Below are 13,008 nucleotides of genomic sequence, written 5' to 3'. Positions count from 1 at the left end.
CCCGCGATCGTGCCACCGGTTGCTCAGCGAAGCACATTGTCCGGCAGCAGTACCAGCTCGGCGGAACCGAAGGCCGCCGGCGCCGGCCCGTCCTCGAGTACCACGGCCCGCAGGTCTTCCAGCGGTTCCGGATCCAGCCGGTCCAGACCGGCGCGATCGGTGAACAGGTGGGTGACCCATTCGTCGGCGAGCCCGTCGGTGCCGACCTCGGCCGGCAACACCATCGACGCACCGGTCGTCCCCGCGCCGACCACCTCGAGCAGTGCGGCGACACCGTCGGCCCGGCCCTGGCGGAAGGTGCGAGATTCGAAGTCCAGCTCGGTGCGGGCCCGCAACCGGTCGACCGCGGCGGCCAGCGCGTCGTAACTGTGCGTGCCCTCCGCGCCGACGAAGGCCGGATCGGCGCCACGCAGCGCCCGGGTGCGGTTGGCGTAGGTCACCGGCCGCGCCGACTCACCCGCGATCTCGGCGGCGACCGCCGCATCGTCGAGGACCAGCCAGTCGATACCGTTCGGCCCCGCCTTCGGCCGGGCCGCGGCCACGGTGACTCCGGTCTTGATCTCCAGCTCCGACGGCAGTTCGCCGCCGTCGACGACCGGAACCAGTGCGGCACCGGCCTTGAGCACCGCCCAGGCCGCGACCGCCGACTCGATACCGCGCTCGAGCCGCACCGCGACCCCGCGACCGGGACCGCAGCCGCGACCGATGAGGGCCCGGGCCAGCCGGGAGGAGCGGGCGTCGAGCTCCTGATACGAGACCGCCTCCTCGCCCCAGGCCAGCGCCGGCCCCTCGGGGTCGTCCTCGACGGCGGCGGCCAGCGCCTGCGCCAGCGCGGTGCCGACGGTGGAGCCGGTCTCGGCCGGTTCGGTGCGGGCCGCCTCGACCACAACCTCCGACTCGTCGTGCAGGTCGATCGCGCCGAGCAGGATCTGCGGGTCGGCGGCCACCGCCGCGAGGATGCGCTCGAATCGATCACCCAGGGTGCGCATCGTCGCGGGATCGAACAGTTCCCGCGCGTAGGTGAAGACCGTGACCAGTTCCGCCGGTGAGCCGTCGGATTCGTGGCGCGGCTCGACCGTGACCTGCAGATCGAACTTCGCGGCCACCGCATCGGTGTCGAGTGCGGCGATGGTCAGGCCCGGCAGTTCCAGCGTCGGCTGCTGCGTGTTCTGGAACGACAGCACCACCGTGAACAGGCTCTGCGCACCACCGCGTCCCGGAGCCACCACCTCGGCGACCCGTTCGAACGGGATGTCGGAGTTCGCGAAGGCCGCCAGATCGGTGTCGCGGGCGGTTTCCACCAGCGCGTCGAAGGTGTCGGTGGTGTCGACACCGGTGCGCAGCGTCAGCGTGTTGACGAACATGCCGACCAGATCGTCGAGCGCGCGCTCGCCGCGGCCCGCGATCGGCGTGCCGACCACCACGTCGGCGGTACCGGACTGCCGGGCCAGCAGCACCGCGAGCGCGGCGTGCACCACCATGAACAGCGACGAATTGTGTTCGCGCGCAATCCGGACCAGGCCCTCGTGCACCGTGGCCGGGATCGCGAAACCGATCGATTCGCCGCGCATCGACGGCACGGCCGGACGCGGATGATCGGGAGCCAGCAGCGGCGAACCGGACACCCCGGCGAGCCGGTCCCGCCAGTAGGCGAGCTGCTTCGCCGCCACCGAATCCGGATCGTCGTCGGTGCCGATGGCCCGGCGCTGCCAGATCGCGAAATCGGCGTACTGGACTTCCAGTGGCGCCCAGCCCGGTTCGCGGCCGCCGGTGCGGGCCACATAGGCGGTCATCAGATCGCGGGCCAGCGGGGCCATCGAGGAACCGTCGCCGGCGATGTGGTGGATCACCAGCGCCAGCGCCTGGTCGGACCCGTTGCGCAGCAGCAGGGCGCGCACCGGAACCTGTTGGGTCACATCGAATCCGGTCGCCATGAGCGCGGCGATCCGGTCGATCGGCTCGGCGGTGTCCTCGACCGGCAGGCCCTCCGGCAGCGCCTCGCGGACCGAGAGGATCTCCTGATACGGCAGCCCGCCCGGACCGCCGGCGGGGTAGCGGGTGCGCAGCACCTCGTGCCGCTCCACCACATCGGCGACGGCCTGGCGCAACGCGTCCACATCGAGATCGCCGGTGAGCCGGATCGCCAGCGGAATGTTGTAGGCCGGCGATTGCGGATCGAGCTGGTTGATCACCCACATCCGCTGCTGGGCCGGCGACAGCGGAATCCGCTCGCCGCGCGCGGCGGGCTCGAGGCGCGGGCGCACCGCACCGGCGGCCGCACCGGGCACGATCCGCGCCGCGAGCGCTGCCACACTCGAGGCCTCGAACAGCTCCCGGACCACGAGGTTCGCGTCGAGCGCCTCGTTGATGCGAGCCACCGCACGGGTCGCGAGCAGCGAATTGCCGCCGAGGGCGAAGAAGTCGTCGTCGAGGCCGACACCGGTCGTCTCCGCACCGGCGACACCGAGCAGATCGGCGAACACGTCGGCGACGGCCTGTTCGATCGGCGTACTCGGCGCCCGGAAGGCGGCCGCGCTGACGACCGCCGGTTCGGGCAGGGCGCGACGATCGAGTTTGCCGTTCGGCGTCAGCGGCAGCGCGTCGAGCACGACCACCACGTCGGGCACCATGTAGCCGGTCAGGAAGGCGCCGACCTCGGCGCGCAGCGCGAGCGGATCGAGCGACGAACCAGCCTCGGGCACAACGTAACCCACCAGCCGCTCACCGGAGTGCTCTGCGGTGCGTACCATCGCCACCGCCTGCGCGACACCGGTGCAGCGCAGCAGCGCGGCCTCGATTTCGCCGAGTTCGATGCGGAAGCCGCGCAGCTGCACCTGCTGATCGCTGCGTCCGGCGTATTCCAGCGCGGCCTCGCCGTCGAAGCCGGCCCAGCGGCCGATATCGCCGGAGCGGTACATCCGGGAGCCGGGCGCACCGTACGGATTGGCCACGAACCGCGCCGCGGTCAAGCCCGGACGGCCGAGATAGCCGCGCGACAGTTGTTGTCCGGCAATGTACATCTCACCGGCCACGCCGACCGGCGACGGATGCAGCCGGTCGTCGAGCACATAGGTCTCGAGGCCCGGCAGCGCCCGGCCGATGACGCTGGCCGGATGGTCGGCCAGACCCTCGTCCAGCGCCAGGAACGACACGTGCACGGTCGTCTCGGTGATGCCGTACATGTTCACCAGCTGCGGGGTGGTGGAGCCGTGCCGCTCGTACCAGCGCGCGAGCTGGCGCAGATCCAGCGCCTCACCGCCGAAGACGATGTAGCGCAACGCGAATTTGGCCGCGACCGTCACCGCGGCGTCACCGGTGTGGCTGTGCGCCGCGCGGTCGGCCTCGGCGAGCTGATAGAACGCCGAGGGCGTCTGGTTCAGCACGGTGACCTGCTCGCGAATCAGCAACTCGCGGAACAGCTCCGGCGATCGCGAGGTGAGGTGGTCGACCACCACGACCGCACCGCCGTTGGCCAGCGAACACCACAGTTCCCAGACCGAGAAGTCGAAGGCGAAGGAGTGGAACAGCGTCCACACGTCGGTTTCGTCGAAGTCGAACAGCAGCTGGGTGTTGGCGAACAGTTCCAGCACGTTGCGGTGGGTGACGCCCACCCCCTTGGGCACACCGGTGGAGCCCGAGGTGTAGATGACGTAGGCCAGATCGGCCGGTCGCAGCGGGGCGAGCCGCTCGGCGTCGGTGATCGGACCGCCGGCGAAGTTGCCGGTCTCCTCCAGCAGCACCGTCGCCAGGCCGGCGGCGGGCACCGCTTCCCGCAACTCGGCGGTCGTGAGTACACATGCCGGCGCGGCGTCGCCGAGCATGAATTCCAGTCGCTGCACCGGATAACCGGTGTCGATGGGCAGATAGGCGGCACCGGCGAGCAGCACGCCGAGCAGCGCGACCGGCAGTTGCTCGGTGCGCGGCACCGCCACGGCCACCAGCGATTCCGGCCCGACGCCCTGGGCGATCAGCGCCCGGGCCACCTGGCTCGCGCGCTGGTGCAGATCGCCGAAGGTGAGCGTGGTGTCACCGAAGCGGACCGCGACCGCGCCCGGCCGGCGCCGGACCTGCGCGGTGATCAGATCGACCAGGGTCACCGGCGGCACCGGCGCGCCGGGCGAATTCCATTCGTGCAGAACGAGTTCGCGCTCGCCGGGGGCCAGCACATCGATATCGCCCACCACGGCCGCGGCGTCGGCGGCGACGGCATTCAGGATGCGCGTGAACCGATCGGTGAAATCGCGCACCGTCGCCTCGTCGAACAGGTCGGTGGCGTAGCTGAAGGCGGCCGAAATACCCTGCGGCACACCATGTGCGTCGATCCGCTCGGCCATCGCCAGCTGCAGATCGAACTTGGCCAGCTCGATGTCGAGGTCGACACCGGAAACCGCCAGCCCGGGCAGCTCCAATTCGGTGCGGGCCAGGTTCTGGAAGGTCAGCATCACCTGGAACAGCGGATGCCGCCCGGCCGAACGCGCCGGATCCAGGATCTCGACCAGCCGCTCGAACGGCACATCGGCGTGGCCGAATGCCGCCACGTCGGTGCCGCGGACGTCGGCCAGTACCTGCTCGAAACTGCGCGCCGGGTCGATCTCGGTGCGCAGCACCAGGGTGTTGACGAACATGCCGATCAACTCGTCCAGCGCTGCCTCACCGCGCCCGGCGACCGGGGTGCCGATCGCGATGTCGCGGGTACCCGACAGCCGGGCGAGCAGCACCGCGAGCGCCGCGTGCACCACCATGAACAACGTCGAATGATGTTGGTGCGCAAGGCGGTTCAGCGCCGCGTGCACATCCGGGGCGATCTCGAAGTCGAGCGTGGCGCCGCGATAGGACGCGACCGCCGGACGCGGCCGATCGGCCGGCAGGTCCAGCTGTTCGGGCAGCGCGGCGAGTTCGCGGCGCCAGAAGTCGATCTGCGCGGCGAGCACCGACTCCGGATCGTCCTCGCTACCGAGCGTTTCCCGTTGCCACAGGGCGTAATCGGCGTACTGGACGGCGAGCGGCGTCCATTCCGGATGACCGCCGCGCACGCGATCGAGGTAGGCGGTCATCAGATCGCGGGTCAGCGGGCCCATCGAGAAGCCGTCACCGGCGATGTGGTGCACCACGCACACCAGGACGTGTTCGGTCTCGCTCGAGCGCAGCACCCGCAGGCGCACCGGCGGCGCGGCCGTCACATCGAAGCCGCCCGAGACGGTTTCGGCGACCAGGGCGGCCACCTCGTCCTCGCGCGCTTCGACCAGGGGAATCTCGGGGATCGCCCGGGGATCCGAGACGGGCAGCACCCGCTGGTAGCCCTCGCCGTCGAGTTCCGGATAGATGGTGCGCAGTACTTCGTGGCGCTCCACCAGATCGCGCACCGCGGACCGCAGCGCGTCCACGTCGAGGCGTCCGCTCAGCCGCACCGCGACCGGGATGTTGTTGACCGCGCCCGCCGGGTCGAAGCGGTTGAGGAACCACATCCGCTGCTGCGCATAGGACAGCGGGATGCGTTCGGGCCGCGGCATCGGCCGCAACCGCTCGCCGGTGTCGGTTCCGGCGTGCCGTTCCACCTGTTCGGCCAGTGCGGCAACGGTCGATGCCTCGAACAACAGCTGCACCGGCACCCGGGCACCCAGGGCCGAGCCGATCCGGGCCGCCGCCTGCGCGGCCAGCAGGGAGTTGCCGCCGAGTTCGAAGAAGTCGTCGTCGGCGCCGACCCGGCCGGGATTGTCGCCCTCGCCGGGAACGAGCAGAGCCGCGAACACCTCGGCGACGATCTCCTCCACCGGGGTGGCGGGAGCGCGGAATTCGCGTGCGGCGAAGGTCGGTTCCGGCAGCCGGGCGCGATCGAGTTTGCCGACCGGGGTCAGCGGAATCTCGTCCAGCGGCATGATCGCGGCGGGAATCATGTAGGCGGGCAACGAGGCCGCCAGGAAATCGTCGAGGGTCGCGAAATCGAGCGCCGCACCGGGACGCGGCAATACGTACGACACCAGCGCCGTCGCGCCGGAGGGCAGCGTGCGGCCGATGGTGGCGGCGAAATCGATATCCGGATGCGCGGTCAGCGCGTTGTCGATCTCGCCCAGTTCGATGCGGAAGCCGCGAATCTTGACCTGGAAATCGGAGCGTCCCAGATATTCGATGGTGCCGTCGGACTCGTTGCGGCGCACCAGGTCACCGGTGCGATACAGCCGGGCCCCGGACCTGCCGGTTTCGGCGCCGAAGGGACTGGCCACGAACCGTTCCGCGGTGAGCCCCGGGCGGCCCAGATATCCTTGTGCCAGCGCCGGACCCGCCAGATACAGCTCGCCGACCACCCCGGCGGGCACCGGTCGCAGCCGCGAATCCAGCACGAACGCGCCGACGCCGGCGATCGGGGTGCCGATCGTGATCGGCTCGCCGGCAATCATTTCCGCGCTGGAGGTGGCGAGGATCGTCGCCTCGGTCGGGCCGTATCCGTTGTAGAAGCGCCGCCCGTCGCGCGCCCAGCGGCCCACCAGCTCCGGGCCGAACTTGTCGCCGGCCACGACGACGGCCTCGAGGTCGGGCAGTCCGGCCGGATCGACCGACTCCAGCGCGCCGGGGGTGATCAGCATGTGCGAAACCTGTTCGCGGCGCAGCAGATCGGCCAGCTCGAAACCGCCGAACACCTCCGGCGGCGAGACCACCAGGGTGGCACCCGACGAGAAGGTCAGCAGCAGTTCCAGGACGGAGACGTCGAAATTCGGCGAACAGACGTGCAGGACACGGGAATCCTCGGTCACGCCGTAGTGCTCGCGCTCGGCGGCGACCAGACCGCCGAGTCCGGCATGGGTCACCACGACGCCCTTGGGACGGCCCGTGGAGCCCGAGGTGTAGATCACGTAGGCCGGGTGATCCTCGGTGAGCGGGCGGACCCGGTCGGTGTAGGAGATCGGATGGGCAGGGCGCGCGCCGATTCGCTCCGAGACGACCGGATCGTCGAGTTCGAGCCAGTACACACCCGTCCCCAGCGCCCGGCGATGGGCTTCGGTGGTCAGGCCGAGTGACGCGCCGGAGTCGGCGACGATATGCGCGATGCGTTCGGGCGGATAGGCCGGGTCGACCGGAACGTAGGCCGCGCCCGCCTTGGCGACCGCCCAGACCGCGAGGACGGATTCGATCGAGCGGGCGATGCCGATAGCCACCACGTCGCCGGCGCCGATGCCGCGGGAGATGAGTTCTCGGGCCAGGCGCGACGATCCCTCGTCGAGCTCTCGATAGGTCAGCTGCCGAGCGTCGGCCGGATCATCGGTCGGCGCGAACCGGATCGCCACCGCATCGGCGGCGGACTCGACCGCAGCGGTCAGCAGCTGGCCGAAAAGGGGGCTGCCCGACCTGCGGCGACGACCTCCACGAGCGGAACGGCGGGCAGTATCCATTCGAGTGTCTTCACCTCTCGCGTCCAGCAGGTCCGCACGGTCGAACACCCCCTCGCGCGGTCCGAGCAATCATATAAGGATGGCGAGCACGGCGTGGTGCGCCGGATCGAACTGGTGACCCGCCGGTACTCCTAGTACTCATCGCTGCCAGGGTGCCTCGATGTTGCGCTTCGTGTCGACTTCCGTGGCGCTGGTCACAGTAGGTCCCCAGCTTGTCACAGCCAGCCGCGGCGGATCGCCTGCACGCCCGCCTGGAACCGGGTGCTGGCACCCAGTCGCTCCAGCAGGCTCGCGGTCCGCCGCACCACCGTGCGCCGGGACATGCCCAGCCGCCGGGCGATGGTGTCGTCCGTCGCGCCCAGGCCCATCAGGGTCAGAATGGCCCGGTCGCGTTCGTCCAGCGGCTGGTCCGGATTCACCGAGATCGGCGCGGCCAGTGACCACAACACCTCGAAGGTGTGCACGATCGCGTCCAGCGTCGGGCAGGCCGCGATGCGCAGCCCCATCGGATCGCCGCGGCGTTCGTCGTGGTGCAGCATCAGCGCCGCGCGGTCGTCGTCGGCGATGATCACCTTGAAGGGCGGATCGGGCAACGTGCGCGCCTGCGCCCCTGCGGTATTGGCCTGTAGCGCGAAGCGCAGCCGATCGGGATCCTGATAGATGGTGTCCTGATAGAGCGTCTGGTAGCGCACGCCCGCCGACATCCGCGCCGAGCGCAGATCGAACAGCCGCGCGGCGCGTTCGCCCTCGCACAGATACGGTCCCCGGTCGATCATCCGGATCCGGCTGCGCGCGGCACGCTGCAGATCCTCGAATTCGGCGACCACCTCGCGCGCCTCGTACATCGGCACGACGGTGCCGTCGCCGCGGGTGGTGCGGCGCACCGAGCGGAAGGTCTCGCCCAGCCGGGCCGCGGCCTCGTGCATGCGCGCGGTTTCGGCCTGGCGGCGGCGGGATTCGGCTTCCGACAGGGCCTCGGGGGCATGCGCGTCCCAGCGGACGGAGTCACCGATTTCGACGCGGACTACGGCCTGCATCTCACAGAGTTCGTCCAGGGCCGCCGCGACGGACTCGCGGGAACACTCCAGATATTGCGCCAGCTCCGACAGGCTGGACCGCGGATGCTGCACCAGAGCCGTATAGGTGCGGCCGTGCACGGATCCGGAGTCGAACAGCTCGTACAAACCAGTCAATGCATCAACCCCCCGCGGCCGGCCGAGCCGGGCGGCCGACGACAGCGCGGGCGCTATTCGCCCGCCCCCCACGACTGCTGGGACAGGACGACGCCCTTGCTCGCCAGATAGGGAGCGGGATCGATCTTGACGTCGCTGGGATCCCAGATCTCCAGATGCAGGTGCGGGCCGGTGGAGTTGCCGCGGTTGCCGACGGTGGCGATCACGTCGCCGGCGTTCACCCGCTGGCCGACGTGGGTGAGGATGTCGTTGACGTGGCCGTACACCGCGGTGGTGCCGTCGTCCTGCTTCACCCGGACCCACAGCCCGAAGCCCGAGGCGGGACCGGCATCGATCACCGTGCCGTTCTCCACCGAATGAATAGGAGTACCGATCGCGTCGGCGAAGTCGACACCGTAGTGCATGGCGCCCCAGCGGGATCCGAAGCCGGAACTGACGACCCCGGCCACCGGGCGCACCGCCTGGGCCGGTGCGAGCTGCTGCTGAATGCCCTTCAGCACCTCTTCGGCGTGCGAGAGCGGACCGGCGACCTCCGGCGGCAGATTCTGCAGACCGAACGGCGCGGGCGCGGGGGCGGCCACCGGCTGGGCCTGCGGCGCGGCCGGCGTCTCGGCGACGACCGGGGCGGCGACGGAGGCGGCCTGCTGTTCGGCCTCGTGCGCGGGTTCGGAGGCCGACTTCAGTGCGACCGGCTCGGGAGTGTCGTTGTGGCCCCCGGGCAGCAGCGGCGCGGCGTGCGCGAACTGAGTGGCGGTGCCGATCAGCGCGCCGGTCGCGACGGCGGCGCTGGCGGCGAGCTTCACCCGGTCACCCGTGCGCGGCTGGGCGCGGTGGCGGGTGGGACGCTCGGCAGCGCCGTCACCGGCGTAGATGTCACCGAGGAGGTCCTGAACGGATACGGAACTGGATGTCTCACGGTGCTGCGGCAAGGCTCGTCCTAGCGTCGATCAACTCGGTGGCGACGCCGGGTCGAAACCTCACATTCGGTAACGATTCGGCATCTGTTGTGACGGAAACTGTACTCCGTCGTGACCTTTTCGCAACCTCCTCGGAGGAATTCGCAGGTGGAAGGCTGATCTTGGTGCCGTGGGCGCCGTTATCGAGGACCACGGACGGGTTCAGACTGTGGAGGTGATCCTCGACAACGTGCGCACCCCGATCGTGCTGGCGCCGATGGCCGGCGGCCCGTCCACCCCGGAACTCGCCGCCGCTGTCGGCGATGCGGGCGGCCTGGGATTCCTCGCCGCCGGATATCTGAGTGCCGCCGATACCGCCGCGCGCATCGCGGCGCTGCGCGAGCTCACCGAGAGGCCCTTCGGCGTGAACCTGTTCGTTCCGGGCGCGCCCACGCCGCCGGAACACTTCGCGGCCTACCTCGACCGGCTGAGCCGCCGCTTCTCGCTCGGCGAGGCACGTTTCGACGCCGACGCCTGGGATGAGAAGCTCGACCTGCTCACCGCCGAGCCGGTGGCGGTGGTCTCGTGCACCTTCGGCTGCCCCTCGGAGGCCGAGATCGAGCGCCTGCATCGCGCCGGATCCGAGGTGTGGGTCACGGTGACCTCGGTGCCGGAGGCCCGGGTCGCCGCCGAGACGGGCGCCGATGTCCTCATCGCCCAGGGCGCGGAGGGCGGCGGACATCGGGGCGGTTTCGCCGACCGGCCCGAGGAGGACGGCGCCGATCCGCTCACCACCCTGGCACTGGTGCAGCTGGTGCGCGCAGCGGTCGAGACGCCGGTGGTCGCGGCGGGCGGCATCGCCACCGGCGCGGGCATCGCCGCGGTCCTCGCCGCCGGCGCCGCGGCCGCACAGCTGGGCACGGCCTTCCTCCGCTGTCCGGAGGCGGGCACCTCGGCACTGCACCGCGATGCGCTGGAGATCGAGACCCCGACCATGCTGACCCGCGCCTTCAGCGGCCGCCGAGCCCGCGGCCTGCGCAACCAATTCATGCTCGACAACCCCGACGCGCCCGCGGCCTACCCCGAAATCCATTACGCCACCGGACCGTTGCGAGCCGAGGCCCGCGCCGCCGACAACCCCGACGCGGTGAATCTGTGGGCCGGGCAGGCACATACCCTCGCGGAGGCCGTTCCTGCCGCCGACCTGGTACGCAAGCTCACCGAGGAGACGAAAGCCGCTCTGCAATCGGCACTTTCGCGGGCATTCCCGTCTTGTTGACAACGTTTTTCGTTTAGACTCGTGGGACATCACCCGCCATCCCACGAGGAGAGCGTCATGTCATTGGATGTCCCAGCCGCACTGCTCGAACGCGCCGAAAGCGGTCCGGTCAGCGACGAGGAATTCGTCGAATGCGTTCGCACCTCACTGCCGTACGCCTACGAGGTCGTCAGCCGAGTGGCCGCCGACTTGCGTTCCGGCACAGCAGAATTCGCGGACAACCAGGTACCCCCGCCGGACGAGACCGCCCGCGGCCAACTGCTGCGCGCGATGGCGTCGGATTCGATTCGCGGCAGCCTGGAGCGGCATTTCGGCATCAAGCTGGCCTTCCAGAACTGCCATCGGGTGGCGGCCTTCCCGCTGTCCGCCGTCGGCGGCGACACCTACTCGACCTTCATCTCCACCCGCGCTCAACTGCTCAATCAGAGCCCGGAACTGCGTAACTGCTGACCGGTAGGGTTCCGGCGCCGGTGCGTCCGGCGCCGGAACCGGCGTTACGCTTCGCCGCCTGCTCCCCATTCCCGCAGCCGGCGCTTGAGGACCTTTCCGGTGGGGTTGCGTGGCAGCTCGTCGATGAAAACCACCTCGCGAGGCACCTTGTAGCGCGCCAGGTTCGACTTCACATGCGCTTTGATCTCCTCCGCGCCGAGGGTTTCGGTGGTGCGGACGACGAAAGCGACCAGCCGGGCGCCGTATTCGTCGTCGGGCACCCCGATGACCGCGGCCTCCCGCACGTCCGGATGCGCGTCGAGCAATTCCTCGACCTCGGCCGGGAACACGTTCTCCCCGCCCGAGACGATCATGTCGTCGTCGCGGCCGTCGATGAAAAGCCTTCCGGCGGAATCGAAATGACCGACATCGCCGGTGGACATCAGCCCGCGGATCTGTTCCTTGCCGCCGCCACCGGTATAGCCGTCGAACGGAATCGCGTTGCGGACGAAGATCCGCCCCGTGGTCCCCGGCGGCACCGGCTCGCCCTGCTCGTCGAGGATCTCGACCACCGCGCCCGCCACCGGTGAGCCCACACATCCCGGTTCCTCCGCCAGATCCTCCGGCGTGGCGACGGTGGCGTAGGCCACCTCGGTGGATCCGTACAGGTTGTAGACGACCGGCCCGAAGGTGGCGGTCACCCGTCGGCACAGCTCGGCGCCCAACTGCGATCCGGCGACGAAAACGATGCGCAGCGCCGACAGATCCCGCTCGCTCACCGCCTCCGGCCCCAGTTCGACCATGCGCGCGAGCATCACCGGCACCACGATCAGCGCGGTCGCGTGATGTTCGGCCATGCTGTCGATCACCCGCTGCGGATCGAATCGCCGCCGGATCACCAGTGTCGAGCCGAAACCGATGGCCAGCAACGACATCGCGAAGCCGAGGGTGTGGAACAGCGGCGCCGGGCATTCGGTCACCTCGCGGGTCCGGAACGGCACCTTGCTGAGAATCGCGCCCAGCGGTTCCAGCGAACGCGGCTCCGACCGCGGCGCGCCCTTGGGTGTGCCGGTGGTGCCGCTGGTCAGCAGGATGATCTTGGCTCCGGAGCGCGAGAACGGCGGCGTGGCGGGCGAGCCGGCGGTGATCAGCGATTCCAGGCTGGAGGTGTGCCCGGTCTCCGACCAGGCCCGATACGCTCCCCGCTCGGGGCTCAGATCGCCGAGGATGGATTCGTACTCCTCGTCGTACACCAGCAGATCCGCCCCCTCCCGGGCGGTCACATCGCGTAGTTGCGGCCCGGCGAAGTCGGTGTTCAGCAGGATGATCCGGGCCCCGCATTTGGCCGCGGCGAAGACCGCGTCGAGCAGCCCGCGGTGATTGCGGGCCAGAATCGCCACGCCCTCGCCGGTGCGCAGTCCGCGCTTGCGCCATTCGTTGGCCAGCCGGTTGGAGCGGTCGTCGAGTTCCCGATAGCTCAGCGCGCCGAGGTCGTCGATCACGGCGGCGCGATCGCCGTAGCGGGCGGCGGCCAGCCGCAGCAGCGCGGCCAGCGCACCGTGACGCAGTAGCGCGTCGCCCGCGGACAGCAACGTCAACGGCGAGTCGATGCCGACCACGCCACTGCCGACCGCCAGCCGCAGATATTCCAGCTCGGACCACGCCCGTGCGATCACCGTGCGTAACAGATTCACCGTCATGCTCGAATCCCCCTGCCGCGCCGACTGTCTCGCATCGGATGGCGGTGCACGCCCATGACCCCGGACCTCTCTGTCCCCGCCCGGTGGAGCCGGGGGTCCGCGAGGAGGCTACGGCTGCGTGGCCAC

6 protein-coding genes are annotated in these 13,008 nt (G+C 70.2%); 2 read left to right on the top strand and 4 right to left on the bottom strand.

Annotated features, from left to right (window positions below):
* Nucleotides 1-23: 23 nt before the first annotated feature.
* The 3 genes from NE2_RS09580 to NE2_RS36560 form a co-directional block, all read right to left on the bottom strand.
* Nucleotides 24-7,385, bottom strand: a complete 7,362-nt coding sequence (locus NE2_RS09580) for a non-ribosomal peptide synthetase (protein ID WP_063025679.1) — start codon at nt 7,383-7,385, stop codon at nt 24-26.
* Between the two features lie 215 nt (nt 7,386-7,600).
* Complete coding sequence (locus tag NE2_RS09575) at nt 7,601-8,578, bottom strand: helix-turn-helix transcriptional regulator (protein WP_063025611.1); 978 nt, start codon at nt 8,576-8,578, stop codon at nt 7,601-7,603.
* Between the two features lie 53 nt (nt 8,579-8,631).
* Nucleotides 8,632-9,507: a M23 family metallopeptidase gene (locus NE2_RS36560; protein ID WP_063025610.1), complete on the bottom strand. Its 876-nt coding sequence runs from the start codon at nt 9,505-9,507 to the stop codon at nt 8,632-8,634.
* Between the two features lie 202 nt (nt 9,508-9,709).
* On the opposite strand from NE2_RS36560, the gene NE2_RS09565 reads away from it, so the two are divergent.
* Nucleotides 9,710-10,753 carry a nitronate monooxygenase gene (locus tag NE2_RS09565; protein WP_174553923.1) on the top strand — a complete coding sequence of 348 codons (1,044 nt, stop codon included), beginning with the start codon at nt 9,710-9,712 and terminating at the stop codon, nt 10,751-10,753.
* Between the two features lie 57 nt (nt 10,754-10,810).
* Nucleotides 10,811-11,203 carry an SCO5389 family protein gene (locus NE2_RS09560; RefSeq protein WP_030513337.1) on the top strand — a complete coding sequence of 131 codons (393 nt, stop codon included), beginning with the start codon at nt 10,811-10,813 and terminating at the stop codon, nt 11,201-11,203.
* A gap of 44 nt (nt 11,204-11,247) precedes the next feature.
* On the opposite strand, the gene NE2_RS09555 is transcribed toward NE2_RS09560, so the two are convergent.
* Nucleotides 11,248-12,882: an acyl-CoA synthetase gene (locus tag NE2_RS09555; protein WP_063025609.1), complete on the bottom strand. Its 1,635-nt coding sequence runs from the start codon at nt 12,880-12,882 to the stop codon at nt 11,248-11,250.
* Between the last annotated feature and the right edge of the window lie 126 nt (nt 12,883-13,008).

This window comes from Nocardia elegans NBRC 108235 (assembly GCF_001612845.1).
In the GTDB taxonomy this organism is placed as follows: domain Bacteria; phylum Actinomycetota; class Actinomycetes; order Mycobacteriales; family Mycobacteriaceae; genus Nocardia; species Nocardia nova.
This window is presented reverse-complemented; position numbering and strand designations above follow the sequence as displayed.